General features: G+C 69.7%; 14 protein-coding genes. 10 read left to right on the top strand and 4 right to left on the bottom strand.

Annotated features, from left to right (window positions below):
* The first annotated feature begins 5 nt into the window (after positions 1 to 5).
* Positions 6 to 2,615 (top strand): ATP-dependent helicase HrpB, encoded by a 2,610-nt coding sequence (gene hrpB / locus OG905_RS30720; protein ID WP_328679057.1) that lies wholly within the window; start codon positions 6 to 8, stop codon positions 2,613 to 2,615.
* Between the two features lie 11 nt (positions 2,616 to 2,626).
* Here hrpB and OG905_RS30715 read toward each other — a convergent pair whose 3' ends face one another.
* The 3 genes from OG905_RS30715 to OG905_RS30705 form a co-directional block, all read right to left on the bottom strand.
* On the bottom strand, positions 2,627 to 3,616 hold the full coding sequence (locus OG905_RS30715; RefSeq protein ID WP_328679055.1) for a DUF3068 domain-containing protein: 990 nt from the start codon (positions 3,614 to 3,616) through the stop codon (positions 2,627 to 2,629).
* A gap of 13 nt (positions 3,617 to 3,629) precedes the next feature.
* Complete coding sequence (locus OG905_RS30710; RefSeq protein ID WP_324977293.1) at positions 3,630 to 3,767, bottom strand: SPW_0924 family protein; 138 nt, start codon at positions 3,765 to 3,767, stop codon at positions 3,630 to 3,632.
* Positions 3,768 to 3,915: 148 nt separating this feature from the next.
* Complete coding sequence (locus OG905_RS30705; RefSeq protein ID WP_328679053.1) at positions 3,916 to 5,571, bottom strand: lytic transglycosylase domain-containing protein; 1,656 nt, start codon at positions 5,569 to 5,571, stop codon at positions 3,916 to 3,918.
* Between the two features lie 245 nt (positions 5,572 to 5,816).
* On the opposite strand from OG905_RS30705, the gene OG905_RS30700 reads away from it, so the two are divergent.
* Positions 5,817 to 6,635, top strand: a complete 819-nt coding sequence (locus OG905_RS30700) for a DUF4184 family protein (protein ID WP_328679051.1) — start codon at positions 5,817 to 5,819, stop codon at positions 6,633 to 6,635.
* Positions 6,636 to 6,890: 255 nt separating this feature from the next.
* Here the strand turns inward: OG905_RS30700 and polA are convergent, their stop codons facing one another.
* Positions 6,891 to 9,602 carry a DNA polymerase I gene (polA, locus tag OG905_RS30695; RefSeq protein WP_328679049.1) on the bottom strand — a complete coding sequence of 904 codons (2,712 nt, stop codon included), beginning with the start codon at positions 9,600 to 9,602 and terminating at the stop codon, positions 6,891 to 6,893.
* Between the two features lie 99 nt (positions 9,603 to 9,701).
* Between polA and OG905_RS30690 the strand changes: the two genes are divergently transcribed.
* The 8 genes from OG905_RS30690 to OG905_RS30655 all read left to right on the top strand — a co-directional run bounded on the left by OG905_RS30690 (position 9,702) and on the right by OG905_RS30655 (position 19,585).
* Positions 9,702 to 11,975, top strand: a complete 2,274-nt coding sequence (locus OG905_RS30690; protein WP_328679047.1) for an FdhF/YdeP family oxidoreductase — start codon at positions 9,702 to 9,704, stop codon at positions 11,973 to 11,975.
* Between the two features lie 123 nt (positions 11,976 to 12,098).
* A complete protein-coding gene (locus tag OG905_RS30685; protein WP_328679045.1) occupies positions 12,099 to 12,569 on the top strand; it encodes a PaaI family thioesterase in 471 nt (156 codons plus the stop codon).
* Between the two features lie 45 nt (positions 12,570 to 12,614).
* Positions 12,615 to 13,010 (top strand): hypothetical protein, encoded by a 396-nt coding sequence (locus OG905_RS30680; protein ID WP_328679044.1) that lies wholly within the window; start codon positions 12,615 to 12,617, stop codon positions 13,008 to 13,010.
* Between the two features lie 875 nt (positions 13,011 to 13,885).
* A complete protein-coding gene (locus OG905_RS30675; protein ID WP_328679042.1) occupies positions 13,886 to 15,115 on the top strand; it encodes a branched-chain amino acid ABC transporter substrate-binding protein in 1,230 nt (409 codons plus the stop codon).
* A gap of 95 nt (positions 15,116 to 15,210) precedes the next feature.
* Positions 15,211 to 16,140, top strand: a complete 930-nt coding sequence (locus OG905_RS30670) for a branched-chain amino acid ABC transporter permease (RefSeq protein ID WP_328679041.1) — start codon at positions 15,211 to 15,213, stop codon at positions 16,138 to 16,140.
* 5 nt (positions 16,141 to 16,145) lie between these two features.
* Complete coding sequence (locus tag OG905_RS30665; RefSeq protein ID WP_328679039.1) at positions 16,146 to 17,972, top strand: branched-chain amino acid ABC transporter permease; 1,827 nt, start codon at positions 16,146 to 16,148, stop codon at positions 17,970 to 17,972.
* A 3-nt stretch (positions 17,973 to 17,975) separates the two neighbouring features.
* Complete coding sequence (locus tag OG905_RS30660) at positions 17,976 to 18,869, top strand: ABC transporter ATP-binding protein (RefSeq protein WP_328679038.1); 894 nt, start codon at positions 17,976 to 17,978, stop codon at positions 18,867 to 18,869.
* The gene (locus tag OG905_RS30655; protein ID WP_328679037.1) at positions 18,869 to 19,585 is read left to right on the top strand and encodes an ABC transporter ATP-binding protein; all 717 of its coding nucleotides are present in this window, start codon (positions 18,869 to 18,871) and stop codon (positions 19,583 to 19,585) included. The genes OG905_RS30660 and OG905_RS30655 overlap by 1 nt, the downstream gene beginning before the upstream one ends.
* Positions 19,586 to 19,611 lie beyond the last annotated feature (26 nt).

The raw sequence follows: 19,611 nt of genomic DNA, 5'->3' as shown, positions 1-19,611 counted from the left end.
TCCCGGTGATCCGTGACGACGCCCTCGCAGCCCTTCCCGTACACAGCGCAGTGCCCGCGCTCACGCATGCGCTCGACACACACGGGTGCGCGGTGCTGTGTGCGCCACCGGGGACCGGTAAGACCACCCTCGCACCGCTGGTGCTCTCGGGCCTCGTCGGCGGCGGCCCCGGGCGACGCGTACTGGTGGCCGAGCCGCGCCGGATCGCGGCCCGCGCCGCCGCGCGCCGGATGGCGTGGCTGCTGGGTGAGCGGGTGGGCGGCAAGGTCGGCTTCACCGTGCGCGGGGAGCGCGTGGTGGGGCGCGGGACGGTCGTCGAGGTGGTGACCACCGGTGTGCTGCTCCAGCGGCTGCAGCGCGACCAGGAGCTGGCCGGTGTCGACGTGGTCATCGTCGACGAATGCCATGAGCGTCATCTGGACGCGGACACGGTGGCCGCCTTTCTGCTGGATGTACGGGCAGCTCTGCGGCCGGAACTGCGGCTGGTGGCGGCCTCCGCGACGACGGACGCGCAGGGCTGGGCACGGCTGCTGGGCGATGCGCCGGTGGTGGAGGCCAAGGGCGTCGCGCATCCCGTGGAAGTCGTGTGGGCGCCTCCTGCCCGGCCCGTGCGGCCGCCGCACGGGATGCGGGTCGACCCCGCGCTGCTGACGCATGTGGCTTCCGTCGTGCGGCGTGCGCTGGCCGAGCGTACGGGCGATGTGCTCTGCTTCCTGCCCGGCGTCGGCGAAATCGGCCGGGTGGCGGGCCAGTTGAACGGTGTCGGCGCCGAGGTGCTCCAGGTCCACGGACGGGCCCCTGCCGCCGTGCAGGACGCGGTGCTGTCCGGCGGCCCCGGGCGCCGGGTCGTGCTCGCGACATCGGTGGCCGAATCGTCGCTGACCGTGCCGGGTGTACGGATCGTGGTCGACTGTGGTCTGGCCCGGGAGCCGCGCACCGATCACGCACGCGGGCTGAGCGCGCTGACGACGGTACGGGCCTCACAGGCGGCGGCCCGCCAGCGCGCGGGACGGGCCGGGCGCGAGGCACCCGGCGCGGTGTACCGCTGCTGGTCCGAGGCCGAGGACGCCCGGCTGACGCGCTTCCCCTCTCCTGAGATCAAGGTGGCGGACCTGACGGCGTTCGCCCTTCAGGCGGCCTGCTGGGGCGACCCCTCGGCCGAGGGCCTGGCGCTTCTCGACGCGCCCCCAGCGGGTGCGATGGCCGCGGCACGGTCCGTGCTGACGGCGATCGGCGCGGTGGGCACGACGGGCCGGGCGACCGCACGAGGCGTACGGATGGCGCGGCTGGGCCTGCATCCCCGGCTGGCGCGTGCGCTGCTCGACGGCGCGCGGGAGGTGGGCATACGCCGGGCCGCCGAGGTGGTGGCGCTGCTGAGCGAGGAGCCGCCGAGGGAGTACGGCGACGATCTGGCGGCGGTGTGGCGCACGGCGCGCAGGGGCGGCGATGCGTATGCGGCGCGGTGGCGGGCGGAGTCGGGCCGCCTGGCGTCGGGGCTGGATGGAGCCGGCCCGGCGTTTGAGGGCACAACACGGCAGGCCCGTCCGGCGATTGAGGACACGGCCGAAGGCCGTACCGGGGGCCTGGCGGCGGAGCCCCCTGGTGCGGGCAGGGGCGGGACCGGGGAAGGGCACACCGACGACGCCGTCGTCGGGCTCGTCGCCGCACTCGCCTTTCCCGAGCGCGTCGCGCGCGCCCAGGGCGAGGGCACTTTCCTCATGGCCTCCGGGACCGGGGCCGAGCTCGGCGGCGGGTCGGGGTTGCGCAGTGCGCCCTGGCTGGCCGTCGCCGTCGCGGACCGGCCCGCGCATGCCGCGTCGGCGCGGGTGCGGCTCGCCGCCGTCATCGACGAGGACACCGCCCGCGGTGCCGCCGCGCATCTGCTCGTCGCGGGCGAGGAGGTTCACTGGGAGAACGGCGACGTCGTCGCCCGCGAGGTGGAACGGCTGGGCGCCGTCCAGCTCTCCGTGCGCGCACTGAGGGATCCGGACCCCGCTCTCGTACGCACGGCGCTGGTCGACGGGCTACGGCGCGAGGGGCTCGGGCTGCTGCGCTGGACGCGCGATACGCAGGGCCTGCGCGAGCGGCTCGCCTTTCTGCACCGGGTGTTGGGCGCACCCTGGCCGGACGTGTCGGACGCCGCGCTGCTGGACCGTACCGAACAGTGGCTGGAACCGGAACTGTCGAGGGCGCGGCGGCGGGCCGATCTCGGCCGTATCCAGGCGGCGCAGGCGCTCCAGCGGCTGCTGCCGTGGGCGAGCGGAGACGCGGCGCGCCTTGACGAGCTGGCGCCCGAGCGGATCGAGGTGCCGAGCGGTTCGCGGATCCGGGTCGAGTACGGCGGGGAGCAGCCGGTCCTGGCGGTCAAGCTGCAGGAGTTGTTCGGCCTGCGCGAGACGCCCATGGTCTCGGGCGTGCCGGTGCTGGTGCATCTGCTCTCGCCCGCCGGGCGGCCCGCGGCCGTCACCGCCGACCTGGCGTCGTTCTGGAGGGACGGATACCGGTCCGTACGGGCCGAGTTGCGCGGCCGCTACCCCAAGCACCCCTGGCCGGAGGATCCTTCGACGGCCGAGCCGACCCGGTACACCAAGGCTCGCCTCGGCAGAGAGAGCTGACACGAGGGCTGTCAGACGGGGACCGGCTCCGGATCGCGGTCCGCCGCGGGTGCCCGCGGCCGGCGGCCGCGGGCCTCCAGGAGCAGCGCGAGCGCCAGCAGCCCGGTGCCGAGCACCACGAAGCCCCAGGGCAGATACGAGGTCATCAGCAGCACCATCCGGCGGTTCGACTTGATCAGGTCGACCGTGTAGTCCAGATAGTCGGGGCGTATCTTCACATGCCCGGCGAACGCGGTGACCTTGTCCCGCCCGCCCAGCAGGGTGCCGCCGCGCAGCTCCTCCTCGTGGATCTCCTCGCCGTTGACGGGACCGCCGGTGACCGGGTCGACCCAGAACATCCGCTTCGTCGTGTACCAGCGGGTCGTCCCGGTCTGCTTCTCCAGCGTGGTCGCGTCGACGCCGGGGATGGGCATCTTCTTCGGGTAGGGCACCTTGGTCCAGGGGATGGTCTGCTCGAAGTAGTAGACCTCGAGCCCGCGGAACGTACGCGTCCCCCTGTAGTGGATGGGCGCGGACGTACGGGCCTGGGCGTCGAAGTACTCGTAGTCCCGCTTCTCGGTGAGGAAGGGCCACTTGAACTCGATGCCCTCGCGCCGTACCGCGTCCCCGTCGACCATTTCCCCGGTGGCGTGCACGGGCGCCTGGCTGTGGGCGTCGAAGACATAGCGCTCGGGAATCTGGGAGACCATCTTGCCGTCGGGCCCCTCGACATAGGAGAGGGCATCCCAGACGACGACATCGCGGCCCGCGCTGCGCTCGATCTTCTCTGACTCCTCCACATTGCCCTTGAGGGTCTGCACGATGGTGACCTTCGCGACCTGCTTGGCCTGGAGGGTGCCGTAGTCGAGGAGGGTCGCGGGCTTCGCCTCCAGCACCATCTCCTGGTACTGGCTGGGCGGGATCTTCACCAGCCGCGGGAAGGCGTACCAGCGCAGCAGCGGTGACAGCGCGGTGAAGAAGACGGCGAAGGCGAGGAGTACGAGGCTCGCTCTGCGGCGCATGGTCCGGTCCCTCCTACTTCTTGGGGCCGGGGACGCTGGTCAGCAGCGGCTTCGGAGAGGTCTCGCCGGGCGGCGCGCCGATCGCCGAGATGGCGACGACCAGGACGAGGGCGGCGGCAAGCCCGATGGCGGCGGCGACGAGGGCGCGCATGCTCGGCCTCCCGGGGGACTCGGATCCGGACGGATCTGATACGGCGTCAGGGCGGGGGCACCGTAGCAATCGAGCCGCGAGATGAGAACACGTTGCACCGCCCCTGTACCGAGGGGCGGCACAGGGGCGGTGCGGGAGTGCTGCTGGATCAGGCCGCCGGCGCGGCGACCTTGAGCTCGATGTCGACGGTCGCGCCGCCCGCTGTGGTGAGGCGGAGCAGGAAGGTGCCCGTCTGGTCGTCCGCGAAGATCTTCGGGAGCTTCAGGACACCATTGGCGTCGGTCGTCAGGTCCGTGAGGGTACGGATCACCTTGCCCTCGGCGTCCTTGAAGTAGGGGCCCTTGTCGTTCACGGCCGGATTGTCCGCGGCGGTGATCATGGTGGCGGTGACCGCGACGCCCGCGGCGATGGCGCCCTTGTAGGTGGCCTTGGCCTCGCAGGTGTCCGCGAACTCCGTGCCGGGGGCGGCCGTGAGGACCTTGTCGTCGGTCCTTGCGATGGCATCCGCCGCCCGGACGGTGACGGTCGCGGTGAAGTCGGCAGGCGGCAGCACCCGGCCACCCTCGACCGTCGCCCGGACGGTGAGGAAGCCGGTCTTCTCGCCCGCGTGCAGGGTGGGCGATGTGACCGTGCCGTCGGCGCCGGTGTACAGGACCACGGCCGCCTTCCCGCCGGCGAAGCGGGTGTCGGTGTCGCCGACGATCTCGAAACGGACGGCCTGGAGCGGGACGGCCTTGCCCGCGGTGTTCTTCACCCGCACCGTGGCCCGCTCGGTGAAGTCGTGGCCGGCCATGGCGCTCAGCTCACCGGTGCCCGCGTCCTCGATACGCGCCACCGGCGACGGGGTCGGCGTGGGTGTCGGCGTGGGGGTCGGTGTCGGCTTGGGGGTGGTGGTGCCGGGCTTCGACGGCGTGGGCGTCGGCGTCGGGGTGCCGCTGGGCGTGGGCGTGGGGGTGCTGCCGGGCGTGGTCTCGGGGCCGCTGCCGGGCCCGTTGGAGATCGGCAGCACACCGGTGCCGTCCGGGACCTCGTGGGTGCCACGCTTGTAGTACTCGAACCAGGACAGGACCGTACGCAGATACTCCTGCGAGTGGTTGTAGCCCAGGATCGCCCTGTCGAGATCGGACTTGACCGCCAGGTCCCGGCCGTCGGCGCACAGATAGCGCCCGGCGGCGAGCGCGGCGTCGTAGATGTTGTTGGGGTCGCGGCGGCCGTCGGCGTTGGCGTCCTGGCCCCACTTCTCCCAGGTGGAGGGGATGAACTGCATCGGGCCGACCGCGCGGTCATGCGTCGCGTCGCCGTCGTACGCGCCGTTGTCGGTGTCCGAAATGTTCGCGAAGCCGACGCCGTTGAGGACCGGGCCGAGGATCGGCGAGAGCGTGGTGCCGTTGGGGTCGACGTTGCCGCCGCGCGCCTGGCCCGACTCCACCTTGCCGATGGCGGCGAGCAGTTGCCACGGCACATGGCAGCCGGGATCGGAGGCGGCTATGGTCCGCTCGGCCTGCTGGTACGCCGCGAGGACCGTGGCCGGAATGCCCGATTCCGTCGGACCGGTCACGGGGAGATCCCCGGAAGTGCCCGGTTTGTCGGGGGTGTTCAGCGGCGGAAGGTCCGTGTAGTACGGGGAATTGCCGGTGACGGGGGTGCCGGGCGGCGGGGTGGCGTCGGAAGCACCCTGGCTGTCGCCCGTGGTGGCATGCGTGATGCCGGGCGCCCCTGAGGCGGAAAGTGCGGCCACGGCGGCCGCTGCCACGGCTGTGGTGGTGGCTCCCCTGCGCAGTCGGCGGCCGAATTGCGCTGCCATACGTCTGTTCCCTCCCCGTAGGCGGCGTCCGCGCTCCCCAGCGCCGGACTCAGGTGACCCTACGGCACCTACGCGCCCCCGGGCACCGGCCCCTGACCGCTTTTCACCAGCTCGCCACCTGCCGTACGCCCGCAGTGCGGAGTTCGAACCCGGAGTTCGAACCCGGAGTTCGAGCATCACGCATACTGGCGTCGTTGATCGACAAGGGTCGACAAGGGTCCAAAGGGTTCCAGGGGGGCACGACCATGCCGTTCACGCTGAGCCATGCCGCGGCGGTACTGCCGGGCATCCGCAAGGACGGGGCCGCGCGCGGACCGCTGCTCACCTCGGCTCTCGTGATGGGCTCGTTCGCCCCCGACATGACGTACTTCGCGGCCACCGCCGTCCCCGGCGGCATGGAGTTCGGGACGTTCACCCATGCCCCGCTCGGGGTGCTGACCGTGGACGTGGCGATCACGGCGGCGCTGGTGGCGGTGTGGGTGATGGTACGTGAGCCACTGCTGGCACTGCTGCCGACCGCCTGGCAGGGGCGTGTTCACGCGTTCGTACGTGGACGTGCGCAGCGCCGCACGGACCGGCGGCCCGTCGCCATGGCGCTGCGGTTCTATGTCTCGGCGGTGCTGGGCGCGAGCACGCATGTCCTGTGGGACGCCTTCACCCACCACGGCGAGTGGGGCATACGTCTGCTGCCGGTCCTGAACGAGTCAGTGGCCGGGCTGCCCGTCTACTCGTATGCGCAGTACGGCAGTTCGGTGCTGGGTCTGGTGGTGCTGGTGTGGTTCGCGGCGTCCGCGCTGCGTCGGCAGCCCCCGGTCACGGCGCCCCCGTCGGTGCGGCTGCTCGACGCACGGGGGCGGTGGCTCGCGTCGGCGCTGCTGGGAGGGTGCGTGCTGCTCGGCGTCATTCAGCGATGCGCGCGCTGGTACGCGTACTACGGGCGGGCCGACTCGCCCCTGGACATCATCCCGACGGCTTGCTTCGGGGCGGGGGCGGGGCTGGCGGTGGGGCTTGTGGTGTACGGAGCCGGGATGCGGTTGCGCGGGCGCGCGGTGGAGCGGGTCTGAGGGCGGGGGCTGCGCCTGCGGCGGGCTTTGCCCCCACCCCGCCCGTTCCCTTAACCGGGGCTCCGCCCCGGACCCCGCTCCTCAAACGCCGGAGGGGCTGAAGTTCAGCCCGTCCGGCGTTTGAGGACATGCGGCCGAAGGTCGCATACGGGGTCCGGGGCGAAGCCCCGTCGGGGGTCTGGGGGCTTGCCCCCAGTTCGGGAAGGGGCGGGTAGGGGAACAAGCCCCGCGCAGCGGCCCCCGCCGGGACCCGCGTCAGTGCGCCGCCGACTCCCAGTCCGCGCCCACTCCCACCGAGACGTCCAGCGGCGCGCTCAGCGACACCGCGGCGGACATCTCCTTGCGGACCAGTTCCTCAACCCTCTCGCGCTCGCCCGGCCAGATCTCCAGCACGATTTCGTCGTGGACCTGGAGCAGCAGCCGGGAGGAGAGCTTCGCCTCCCTCAGCGCCCGGTCGACGTTCAGCATCGCGACCTTGACGATGTCCGCCGCGGTGCCCTGGATCGGGGCGTTGAGCGCCATCCGCTCGGCCGCCTCGCGGCGCTGGCGGTTGTCGCTGTTCAGGTCGGGCAGGTAGCGGCGGCGGCCGAGCATCGTCTCGGTGTAGCCGGTCACCCGGGCCTCCACGACGACGCGGTGCAGATACTCGCGTACGCCGCCGAAACGCTCGAAGTAGGTGTCCATCAGGCCGCGTGCCTCGGCCGGCTCGATGTTCAGCTGCTGGGCGAGGCCGAACGCCGAGAGTCCGTAGGCCAGTCCGTACGACATCGCCTTGATCTTGCGGCGCATCTCGGCGTCGACGGCGGACTTGTCCACGGTGAACACCTGTGAGGCGACGGTGGTGTGCAGGTCCTCGCCGGAGGCGAACGCCTCCAGCAGGCCCTCGTCCTCCGACAGGTGCGCCATCACGCGCAGCTCGATCTGGCTGTAATCCGCGGTCATCAGGGACTCGAAGCCCTCGCCGACCACGAAGCCACGGCGGATCGCGCGGCCCTCGTCGGTGCGCACCGGTACGTTCTGCAGGTTCGGGTCGGTGGAGGACAGGCGGCCGGTCGCGGCGACGATCTGGCTGAAGCTGGTGTGGACCCGGCCGTCCGCCGCGATCGTCTTGACCAGGCCTTCGACGGTGACCCGCAGCTTGGCCTGCTCACGGTGGCGCAGCATGAGGACCGGCAGCTCGTGCTCGGTCTGGGCGGCCAGCCAGGCCAGCGCGTCCGCGTCCGTGGTGTAACCGGTCTTGGTCTTCTTGGTCTTGGGGAGATTCAGCTCGCCGAAGAGGACTTCCTGGAGCTGCTTGGGCGAGCCGAGGTTGAACTCGTGCCCGACGGAGGCGTGCGCCTCCTTCACGGCCTGCTGCACGGCGCCCGCGAACTGCTGCTCCATGGCCTCCAGATGGGGCCGGTCGGCGGCGATGCCGTGCCGCTCCATGCGGGCGAGCAGGGCGGAGGTGGGCAGTTCGACGTCGTGCAGCAGCTCGGCCGCGCCGACCTCGGCCAGTCGCTCGGTGAAGGCGTCGCCGAGGTCGAGGACCGCGCGGGCCTGGGACATCAGGGCGTCGGCCTCGGCCTGCTCGTCCTCCGAGCCGAAGGCGAGCTGGCCGTCTGCCGCCGCCGGGGCGAGCTCGCGGCCCAGATACTCCACGGAGAGCGCGTCCAGCGCGAAGGAGCGGCGGCCCGGCTTGACCAGATAGGCGGCGAGCGCGGTGTCCATGGTGACGCCGTCGATGCTCCAGCCGTGCTCGGGGAAGACCCGCATCGCGTTCTTGGCGTTGTGCATGACCTTCGGCCGGTCCGCGTCCGCGATCCAGTCGGCGAAGGCGCGCTCGTCGGCTTCGTCGAGCTGGGTGGTGTCGAACCAGGCGGCCGGACCCGCGGCGGAGGCGAGCGCGATCTCGGTGACGCTGCCGGTGCCCAGCGCCCAGGTGTCGACGGTGGCCACGCCGAGCGGCTGGGTGCCGTGCTCCTGGAGCCAGGGGGCGAGCTCGCCGGTGCCGAGGACCGTGCCGTCCAGCTCGACGCCCGCGGCGGGGGCCGGGGCATCGTCCTCCTGCGGGCCCGGGTCGACGGCGAGGAGCCGCTCGCGAAGGCTCGGGTTCCGGATCTCCAGTACTTCCAGGAATCCCTTCAGCGCGGTCCTGTCGTACGGCGCGCGCTCCAGGTCCGCGACGGACTTCGGCAGCTCCACGTCCCGCACCAGCTCGGTGAGGTGGCGGTTGAGCTTGACGGATTCCAGGTGGTCGCGCAGTGCCTGGCCGACCTTGCCCTTGACCTCGTCGGCGCGCTCCATCAGCTCCGTGAACGAACCGAACTGACTGATCCACTTCGTGGCGGTCTTCTCACCGACACCGGGGATGCCAGGCAGGTTGTCCGACGGGTCGCCGCGCAGGGCCGCGAAGTCCGGATACTGCTGGGGGGTCAGTCCGTACTTCTCCTGGACCTTCTCCGGGGTGAAGCGGGTCAGCTCGGAGACGCCCTTGGTGGGGTAGAGCACGGTGGTGTGCTCGCTGACCAGCTGGAAGGAGTCCCGGTCGCCGGTGACGATCAGCACGTCGAAGCCGGCGGCCTCGGCCTGGGTGGCGAGGGTGGCGATGATGTCGTCGGCCTCGAAGCCGTCCACCGCGAACCGCACGGCGTTCATGGTGTCGAGGAGCTCGCCGATCAGCTCGACCTGGCCCTTGAACTCGTCAGGGGTCTTGGAGCGGTTCGCCTTGTACTCGGGGAAGTCCTGCGAGCGCCACGTCTTGCGGGAGACGTCGAACGCCACCGCGAAATGCGTGGGCGACTCGTCGCGCAGCGTGTTCGCCAGCATCGACGCGAAGCCGTAGATGGCGTTGGTCGGCTGGCCGGTCGCGGTTGTGAAATTCTCGGCGGGCAGCGCGAAGAACGCCCGGTACGCCAGGGAGTGCCCGTCCATGAGGAGCAGGCGCGGTCGGTTGTCTGCGGTCTTCTTCGATGCTGTCTCAGCCACGTCCACGATCCTGCCACGTACCACTGACATTCCCGACCGTGGGAGAGCGTGACAGGATCGAGGACGTACACAGCACACGCAGGCTCGAGGGAGAGCGCGATGGCCAGCAAGCCGCCCGCAGGTGATCCGGTCCAGGACGCGCCACAGGTCGCAGCCCCGCAGCACGCGGCCGCAGGCCTCCCCGCCATCGGGCACACGCTGCGCATGGCTCAACAGCAGATGGGAGTGCGCCGCAGTGCGCAGACCCTCCTCAAGGTCAACCAGAAGGACGGCTTCGACTGTCCGGGCTGCGCCTGGCCGGAGGGCGACAAGCGGCACACGGCGGAGTTCTGCGAGAACGGAGCGAAGGCGGTCGCCGAGGAGGCGACGCTGCGGCGGGTGACCCCGGAGTTCTTCGCCGCGCACAGCCTCGCGGACCTCGCCTCGCGCAGCGGGTACTGGCTGGGACAGCAGGGTCGTATCACCCGGCCCATGTACCTTCCTGAGGGCGCGGACCGGTACGAACCAGTCAGCTGGGAGCGGGCCTTCGCGATCATCGCCGAGGAGCTCACCGCGCTGGACTCCCCCGACGAGGCGCTCTTCTACACCTCCGGCCGCACCAGCAACGAGGCCGCCTTCCTGTTCCAGCTCTTCGCCCGCGAGTTCGGCACCAACAATCTCCCCGACTGCTCCAACATGTGCCACGAGTCCTCGGGCTCGGCGCTCACCGAGACGATCGGCATCGGCAAGGGCAGCGTCTCGCTGGAGGATCTCCACCAGGCGGATCTGATCATCGTGGCCGGGCAGAACCCGGGCACCAACCATCCCCGGATGCTCAGCGCCCTGGAGAAGGCCAAGAACGCGGGCGCGAAGATCATTTCGGTGAACCCGCTTCCCGAGGCCGGTATGGAGCGGTTCAAGAATCCGCAGACGCCGCAGGGCATGCTCAAGGGGACCGCTCTCAACGATCTCTTCCTGCAGATCCGCATCGGCGGCGACCAGGCTCTGTTCCGGCTGCTGAACAAGCTGATCCTCGAGACCGAAGGCGCGGTCGACGAGGAGTTCGTACGCGAACACACCCATGGGTACGAGGAGTTCGCCGCGGCGGCCACTGCCGCCGACTGGGACGAGACGCTGGCCGCGACCGGCCTTCGGCGGGCCGAGATCGAGCGTGCCCTCGCCATGGTCCTCGCGTCCAGGCGCACCATCGTGTGCTGGGCGATGGGTCTGACCCAGCACAAGCACGCCGTGGTGACCATCCGTGAGGTGGTCAACTTCCTGCTGCTGCGCGGCAACATCGGCCGCCCGGGCGCGGGCGTCTGCCCGGTGCGCGGGCACTCCAACGTCCAGGGCGACCGCACGATGGGCATCTTCGAGCGGCCCTCGCCCGCCTTCCTGGACGCTCTGGAGAAGGAGTTCGGCTTCGCCCCGCCACGCCACCACGGCTTCGACGTCGTACGGTCCATCCAGGCGCTGCGCGACGGCGAGGCGAAGGTCTTCTTCGCCATGGGCGGCAACTTCGTGGCAGCGACTCCCGACACCGAGGTCACCGAGGCGGCGATGCGGCGGGCCCGCCTGACCGTTCATGTCTCGACCAAGCTGAACCGTTCGCACACCGTGACGGGCACCCGGGCGCTGATCCTGCCCACCCTCGGCCGTACCGACAAGGACATCCAGGCCGGCGGCCGGCAAGTGGTGACCGTCGAGGACTCGATGGGCATGGTGCACGCCTCCCGCGGCAACCTCACCCCGGCGAGCCCCCATCTGCTCTCCGAACCGGCGATCGTGACCAGGCTGGCGCGCGCGGTCCTCGGCCCCTCCTCGACGACGCCCTGGGAGGACTTCGAGAAGGACTACGGGACGATCCGCGACCGCATCGCGCGCGTGGTGCCCGGCTTCGAGGAATTCAACGCCAGGATCGCCCGTCCCGGCGGCTTCGCACTCCCCCACGCCCCGCGTGACGAGCGCCGCTTCCCCACCGCCACGGGGAAGGCCAACTTCACCGCGGCGCCGGTCGAGTTCCCCGAGGTGCCAGCGGGCCGGCTGCTGCTGCAGACGCTGCGCTCGCACGATCAGTACAACACCACGATCTACGGTCTCGACGACCGCTACCGGGGCATCAAGGGCGGCCGCCGGGTCGTCCTGGTGAACCCGGAGGACGCCCGTGAGCTGGGCCTCGCGGACGGTTCGTACACCGATCTGGTCAGCGAGTGGAAGGACGGCGTGGAGCGCCGAGCCCCCGGTTTCCGGGTGACGCACTACCCCACCGCCAGGGGCTGCGCGGCCGCGTACTACCCGGAGACCAATGTGCTCATCCCGCTGGACTCGACGGCCGACACCAGCAACACCCCGGCGAGCAAGTCCGTGGTGATCCGCTTCGAGCGCGCGGAGTGACCGACAGCGCGCCAAGTGTGAGGAGCGCTCGCGGGAATGGCACCTCCCGCCTAAGCGTTCGCTCAGGCATCTGATAAGACGGTGCACACAGCACGCAACGTACTGAGATCGGAGCCGGACCCCATGGGCGAGCAGAGAACCGTGAAGTTCCCGCAAGAGGTCATTGACGAATACGCAGAGCTCGGGGTCGACCTGCCCGCACTCTTCTCCGCCGGGCATCTCGGCGATCGCATGGGCGTCCAGGTCATCGAGGCCTCGGCGGAGCGCGTCGTGGGCACGATGCCGGTCGAGGGCAACACCCAGCCGTACGGACTGCTGCACGGCGGCGCTTCCGCCGTCCTCGCGGAGACTCTCGGCTCGATCGGCTCGATGCTCCACGGCGGGACCACCAAGATCGCCGTCGGGGTCGACCTCAACTGCACGCACCACCGTGGCGCCCGGTCCGGCCTGGTCACGGGCGTGGCGACACCCGTGCACCGCGGCCGCACCACGGCGACGTACGAGATCGTCATCTCCGACGAGCAGGACAAGCGGGTCTGCACGGCCCGGCTGACCTGCCTGCTGCGCGATGCCGCGGGTCCGGCCGGCGGCTGACCCCGACCATTGTCGCGCCCCGGATCGGCGTCTAGCGTTCCTCGTATGAGGCCAGGACCACCGCCCCGGGGCGGGCTGTTGCTCGTGTGCGCGCTCGCGTTCGCGATCGCCGCCCTCGCCGGCTGCGGGGGCGGCTCGCGCAGCGAGGGCCGTTCATCTCCCTCGCCTCGGACGACGCCCCCGCAGAAGCTGTGCGAGCAGCTGATATCCCACTGGGCACGCGTCGTACTCGACGGCGGGAAGCAGGCCGACCTGGACTACCAGGCCATGGGTCTGTCCGACGGGCAGAACCAGATCCTGCTGGACGTGACGGCCGCCGCCCGTGCCGAGCAGGGGCGCCAAGGGAAGGCTGCCGCACGGAAGTTGATCGACAGTCAGGCTGCAGCCCGGTGCACCGAGCGCTACCGTAGCGGGATGCCGACTTCAGGCCCCTGGCAATGAGCGGAGTCGGCCCGGTGGAGCCGGGCGATGGCACATACGCGCCGGACGACGCCTTCGCTTCCTCCCCGGTTCGGCTCGCGCACAGCCGGGCGGCCGACTTCGCAGAGCGACATCGCCCCGCCCTCCTTGCCGCCGCCCTGGCGGGGATCCTCGCCGCGGGCGCGTCGTACCTCTACGCGACCCGGCCGACGCCGCCCCCGCCGCCACCCACGCCGTGGCCGGCGCAAGCGGTCGCCCTGGCATACGAGGCACCCGCCAGGCCGGTCGCAGCAAGCGACTCGTTCGACTTCACCGTCACTGTCCGTACGACCTCCGGACCCCCGGTAACGGTTGAACGAATCACCCAGACCTCGGCAGGTCTGTGGGTCTCGAGCAATCCTTCGACACCGTTCACCGTGAGTTCCGGAAAGCCACGCAAAGTACTCGTTACGGTTCACGTGTCGGAATGCCGAACAGTGGCACGGAATGCCGGGCTTCCTTTCCTTGACGTAACACTGCGTAATGCTCGCGCAATCCAAGAGCACAGTTACATTCTGGGCGATCGGTACGCCCGAGACCTGGCCAGAGCCATTGGCACTGCGTGCCATCAAGGTCAGATGTCAGGACTCAAACCCGCGAACGGTCCTGCACGTTCTCAGCATGCGGACAAGACGAACCGGTCTGAATTCCCCCGTTCCACCCTCCAAAATCCGGTATCCATTACGCCGCGGCATAACAAGAGCGTCACATCCTTGCCCAGACCACTCCACCTCCCCCAATACCGCGCTTAGAGTCACCGCCAGTCACCGCGCCGCCGGATTACCTCAGAGTTCGGTTCCAGCGCTCGACTCGGTACGTCCCATGGGGGGCGGCCGTGCCAGGTGAAAGGACTGATCGTGCGTCAACGTTCGCTAGTAGCCATCACGGCTGCGCTCACCGCGGGAGCCTTGTCGCTCACCGCCTGTGGCTCGCGCGACGACAAGAACAGTGGGGCCGAGGGCGGCGGTACCACGGTCGTCATCGGCATCGATGCCCCGCTGACCGGTGAGCTCTCCGCTCTGGGTCTCGGCATCAAGAACTCTGTCGACCTCGCGGCCAAGCAGGCCAACGCCAAGAAGTACGTCAACGGCGTCACCTTCAAGGTGGAAGCCTTCGACGACCAGGCCCAGCCGTCCTCCGGACAGCAGAACGCCACCAAGTTCGTCGCCAACAAGGACGTCCTCGGTGTCGTCGGCCCGCTGAACTCCTCGGTGGCCGAGTCCATGCAGAAGGTCTTCGACGACGCGAAGCTGGCCCAGGTCTCGCCCGCGAACACCAACCCGGCCCTGACCCAGGGTCCGAAGTGGAACGGCGGCGAGAAGGCTCGCCCGTACAAGTCGTACTTCCGCACCGCGACGACGGACGCCATCCAGGGTCCGTTCGCCGCGCAGTACCTGTTCAACGACGCCAAGAAGAAGAAGGTCTTCGTCATCGACGACAAGAAGACCTACGGCGCCGGTCTGGCCGCCACCTTCAAGGCCGAGTTCACCAAGCTCGGCGGCGCTGTCGCCGGTGAAGAGCACGTGAACCCGGACACCAAGGACTTCGCCGCGGTCGTCACCAAGATCAAGAGCTCCGGCGCGGACGTCGTCTACTACGGCGGCGAGTACCCGGTCGCCGGCCCGCTCAGCAAGCAGATCAAGAAGTCCGGCTCCGCGATCCCGCTCGCCGGCGGCGACGGCATCTACAGCGCCGACTTCATCAAGCTCTCCGGCAAGGAGGGCGTGGGCGACCTCGCCACCTCCGTCGGCGCGCCGGTCGAGGAGCTCCCGTCGGCCAAGGACTTCGTGGCCAACTACAAGGCGGCCGGCTACAAGGAGGCCTACGAGGCCTACGGCGGCTACTCGTACGACTCCGCCTGGTCGATCATCGAGGCCGTGAAGAAGGTCGTCGAGGGCAACGACGGCAAGCTTCCCTCCGACGCCCGCGCCAAGGTCATCGAGGCCCTGCAGGGTGTCTCCTTCGACGGTGTGACCGGCAAGGTCGCCTTCGACCAGTTCGGCGACGCCACCAACAAGCAGCTCACGGTCTACAAGTACGAGGGCACTGCCTGGAAGGCCGTCAAGTCCGGCACGTTCGCCGGCTGATCGTCAGTCCGTAACACCTCACATGCCGCGCGGGGCGCCGCAAGACAAGCGCCCCGCGCGGTGTCACATCCGTCGAAAGACTCGGAGGACCTGCGGTGCACGAACTGCCGCAACAGCTGGTCAACGGCCTGCTACTGGGATCCATGTACGGGCTCGTCGCCATCGGCTACACGATGGTTTATGGCATTGTCCAGCTCATCAACTTCGCCCATGGCGAGATCTTCATGACCGGAGGGTTCGGGGCCCTCACAGTCTGGCTCATCCTTCCCACCGGCACCACCATGTGGCTGGCCCTGCCACTCATGCTGGTCGGCGCGATCATCGTCGCCACCACTATCGCCGTCGGGGCGGAACGCTTCGCCTACCGACCGCTGCGCACCGCGCCCCGCCTCGCACCACTCATCACCGCCATCGGGCTTTCCCTCGCCCTCCAGCAGGCGGTGTGGGCCTGGTACCCCGAGGCGAAGTCCTCCCGTACCTTCCCCGAAATCCCAGGTGGCCCCTTCCACCTCGGCTCCATCACCATCCAGACCGGTGACGTCTTCCTGCTGATAGCCGCCCCCATCTGTATGGCGATCCTCGCCTTCTTCGTCATGAAGACCCGCACCGGACGCGGTATGCAGGCCACCGCCCAGGATCCGGACACGGCCAAGCTCATGGGCATCAACACGGACCGCATCATCGTGGTCGCGTTCGCCCTCGGTGCGGCGTTCGCCGCCGTCGGAGCCGTCGCGTACGGCCTCAAGTACGGCGAAGTGAACTTCCGCATGGGCTTCATCCTCGGCCTCAAGGCGTTCACCGCAGCCGTCCTCGGCGGTATCGGCAACATCTACGGCGCCATGCTGGGCGGTCTCGCCCTCGGCATCGCCGAGACCATGGCCACGGCCTACATCAATGAAATCCCCGGCATGCAGCAGCTCGGCGGCCAGTCCTGGGCCGACGTCTGGGCCTTCGTACTTCTCATCGTCGTGCTCCTCGTCAGGCCACAGGGCCTCCTCGGCGAGCGCGTCGCGGACAGGGCGTGACACCGATGACGACACAGACCACGACCGCGGACACTCCGCGTACCCCGGCCGACAGCGCACAGACGGGCCTCATCGCCCTCCCTCCGACCCTCGCGCGAGCGATGGCAACCGGCGGCGGCGCTCTCACCGTCATCTCCGCGTTCCTCGCCTGGACCTGGACCGCTGCCTTCCCCGGCGACCTCACCGTCTACGGATACCCGGGCGGACTCCAGTGGCTCGTCCTCATCGCGGGCGCCCTGACCACCGTGTTCGGACTCTCCTCGTACGGGGTCAAGGGCCTCCGGTGGATCGCTCCCGCGGGTGCCGACAGCTCCATCAGGCTCTCCGCACTCGCCGCCTTCTCCACCACCTGGTTCACGCTGATCGCCATCAGCTACCAGCTCGGCGGCCTCGCCAACCTCGAGCCCGGCGGCTTCATCGCGGGAATCGCCACCCTGGCCACCCTCATCGGCGCCCTCGCGCTGCCCTTCGAGCGCCCGGCGCCCGATCCGGCAGACCCCGACGACGCCGGCTGGGACCAGTTCCGGCACAACGCCCGCACCTCCTTCGCCACCTTCAAGGCGGCCTTCGCGAGCGGCACCGCACCGGCCCCCCGCAAGATGTCCTCCTACGTCGAGATCCTGTTCATCGTCGCGGCACTCAGCCTCGGCCTGGTCGTCTTCACGTACGGCATCGGCACCGAGTACGACGAGCTGTTCATCGGCTTCCTCATCACCGCCGGTTTCGGCTTCGCCTCCCTCTTCAAGGCCGGCCTCGTCAGCCAGCTGTCCGTGCTCACCGCACGGCACCGCACGGTGACGATGGCAGGCGCCTTCGCCACGGCCGCAGCGTTCCCCTTCACGCAGTCCGACGACCAGTACGCGACGATCGGCGTCTACATCCTGATCTTCGCCACCGTCGCCCTCGGTCTGAACATCGTCGTCGGCCTCGCCGGACTCCTCGACCTCGGTTACGTCGCCTTCCTCGGCGTCGGCGCGTACGCCGCGGCCATGGTCTCCGGATCGCCGTCCTCGCCGTTCGACGTCCACTTCCCCTTCTGGGGAGCGGTCCTCGTCGGCGCCACCGCGTCCATGGTCTTCGGCGTCCTCATCGGCGCCCCGACCCTGCGACTGCGCGGCGACTACCTCGCGATCGTGACGCTCGGCTTCGGTGAGATCTTCCGGATCACCGTCAACAACCTCGACGGCACCTCCGGCCCCGACATCACCAACGGGTCCAACGGCATCTCGTCGATCCCGAACCTGCAGATGTTCGGCTTCGACTTCGGAATCGAGCACAGCATCCTCGGCGTCACCATCGGCCGGTTCGCGAACTACTTCTTCCTGATGCTGCTGATCACCCTCATCGTCGTGGTGGTCTTCCGCCGCAGCGGTGACTCCCGCATCGGCCGCGCCTGGATCGCGATCCGCGAGGACGAGACCGCGGCGCTCGCCATGGGCATCAACGGCTTCCGGGTCAAGCTCATCGCGTTCGCTCTCGGTGCGACCCTCGCCGGCCTCGCCGGCACGGTCCAGGCCCACGTCACCTACACCGTGACGCCTGAGCAGTACCAGTTCGCCCACGTCGTCCCGCCGAACTCGGCCTTCCTGCTGGCCGCGGTCGTCCTCGGCGGCATGGGCACGATCAGCGGACCGCTCGTCGGCGCAGCGCTGCTCTACCTGATCCCCGCCAAGCTGCAGTTCCTCGGCGACTACCAGCTCCTCGCCTTCGGCCTCGCGCTCGTACTCCTGATGCGCTTCAGGCCTGAGGGACTCATTCCCAACCGGCGCCGCCAGCTCGAGTTCCACGAATCCGCGGAAGCGCCCGCAGTCCTCAGCAAGACAGGGGCCTGATCCATGACCACGGACACCACCACGAAGGACACCGCCCCGGCCACCGCGCCCGGCGAGACGGTCCTCGACGCCCGCGGCGTCACCATGCGATTCGGCGGCCTCACCGCCGTGCGCTCGGTCGACCTCACCGTCAACAGCGGCGAGATCGTCGGCCTCATCGGCCCCAACGGTGCGGGAAAGACCACCTTCTTCAACTGCCTCACCGGTCTTTACATCCCCACCGAGGGCGAAGTCCGCTACAAGGGCACCGTCCTCCCCGCCAAGTCCTTCAAGGTCACGGCGGCGGGCGTCGCGCGCACCTTCCAGAACATCCGCCTCTTCGGCAACATGACCGTTCTGGAGAACGTGCTCGTCGGCCGCCACACCCGTACCAAGGAAGGCCTCTGGTCCGCGCTCCTGCGCGGCCCCGGCTTCCACAAGGCCGAGGCCAAGTCCAAGGCACGGGCCATGGAACTCCTCGAGTTCATCGGCCTCGCCGAGAAGGCCGAGCACCTCGCGCGCAACCTCCCCTACGGCGAGCAGCGCAAGCTCGAGATCGCGCGGGCCCTGGCCAGCGACCCCGGTCTGCTCCTCCTCGACGAGCCGACGGCCGGCATGAACCCGCAGGAGACCCGGGCGACCGAGGAACTGGTCTTCGCCATCCGGGACATGGGCATCGCCGTCCTCGTCATCGAGCACGACATGCGCTTCATCTTCAACCTGTGCGACCGCGTCGCGGTACTCGTCCAGGGCGAGAAGCTCGTCGAGGGCGACAGCGAGACCGTCCAGGGAGACGAACGCGTCATCGCCGCCTACCTCGGAGAGCCTTTCGAAGGCGCCCCCGGCGAGGAAGAAGCAGCGGAAGTGGAAGCGGCTGAAACCGGGACCACCGGATCCGCAGGCAAGGAGAACGACTGATGACCGCACTTCTCGAAGTCGAGGACCTGCGCGTCGCCTACGGCAAGATCGAGGCCGTCAAAGGCATCTCGTTCAGCGTCGAGGCCGGCGAGGTCGTCACCCTCATCGGCACCAACGGCGCCGGTAAGACCACCACGCTGCGCACCCTCTCGGGCCTTCTGAAGCCCGTCGGCGGCCAGATCAAGTTCAACGGCAAGTCCCTCAAGAAGGTGCCGGCCCACCAGATCGTCTCCCTCGGGCTCGCACACTCCCCCGAGGGGCGGCACATCTTCCCGCGCATGTCCATCGAGGACAATCTGCGGCTCGGCGCCTTCCTCCGCAACGACAAGGCGGGCATCGAGAAGGACATGCAGCGCGCCTACGACCTCTTCCCGATTCTGGGAGAGCGCAGGAAGCAGGCCGCGGGCACGCTCTCCGGCGGCGAGCAGCAGATGCTCGCCATGGGGCGCGCGCTGATGTCCCAGCCGAAGCTGCTCATGCTGGACGAGCCCTCCATGGGCCTGTCCCCGATCATGATGCAGAAGATCATGGCAACGATCGTCGAGCTCAAGGCCCAGGGCACCACCATTCTGCTCGTCGAGCAGAACGCCCAGGCCGCCCTCTCCCTGGCCGACCAGGCTCACGTCATGGAGATCGGCACCATCAAGCTCTCCGGCCCCGGCCAGGAGCTGCTCCACGACGAGTCCGTCCGCAAGACGTACCTCGGCGAGGACTGAGCCGCACACATACGGAAGGGCCCGCA

The sequence above is a fragment of the Streptomyces sp. NBC_00322 genome (assembly GCF_036147535.1).
GTDB lineage: Bacteria > Actinomycetota > Actinomycetes > Streptomycetales > Streptomycetaceae > Streptomyces.
The sequence above is the reverse complement of the archived record's forward strand: the minus strand, read 5'-3'. Positions and strand labels throughout refer to the sequence as shown.

Excerpts from the sequence above, each read along its gene's own strand:
- OG905_RS30715 (WP_328679055.1), bottom strand. The coding sequence starts at position 3,616 with ATGCGCCGCAGAGCGAGCCTCGTACTCCTCGCCTTCGCCGTCTTCTTC.
- OG905_RS30710 (WP_324977293.1), bottom strand. The coding sequence starts at position 3,767 with ATGCGCGCCCTCGTCGCCGCCGCCATCGGGCTTGCCGCCGCCCTCGTC.
- OG905_RS30705 (WP_328679053.1), bottom strand. The coding sequence starts at position 5,571 with ATGGCAGCGCAATTCGGCCGCCGACTGCGCAGGGGAGCCACCACCACA.
- OG905_RS30700 (WP_328679051.1), top strand. The coding sequence starts at position 5,817 with ATGCCGTTCACGCTGAGCCATGCCGCGGCGGTACTGCCGGGCATCCGC.
- OG905_RS30690 (WP_328679047.1), top strand. The coding sequence starts at position 9,702 with ATGGCCAGCAAGCCGCCCGCAGGTGATCCGGTCCAGGACGCGCCACAG.
- OG905_RS30685 (WP_328679045.1), top strand. The coding sequence starts at position 12,099 with ATGGGCGAGCAGAGAACCGTGAAGTTCCCGCAAGAGGTCATTGACGAA.
- OG905_RS30680 (WP_328679044.1), top strand. The coding sequence starts at position 12,615 with ATGAGGCCAGGACCACCGCCCCGGGGCGGGCTGTTGCTCGTGTGCGCG.
- OG905_RS30665 (WP_328679039.1), top strand. The coding sequence starts at position 16,146 with ATGACGACACAGACCACGACCGCGGACACTCCGCGTACCCCGGCCGAC.
- OG905_RS30660 (WP_328679038.1), top strand. The coding sequence starts at position 17,976 with ATGACCACGGACACCACCACGAAGGACACCGCCCCGGCCACCGCGCCC.
- OG905_RS30655 (WP_328679037.1), top strand. The coding sequence starts at position 18,869 with ATGACCGCACTTCTCGAAGTCGAGGACCTGCGCGTCGCCTACGGCAAG.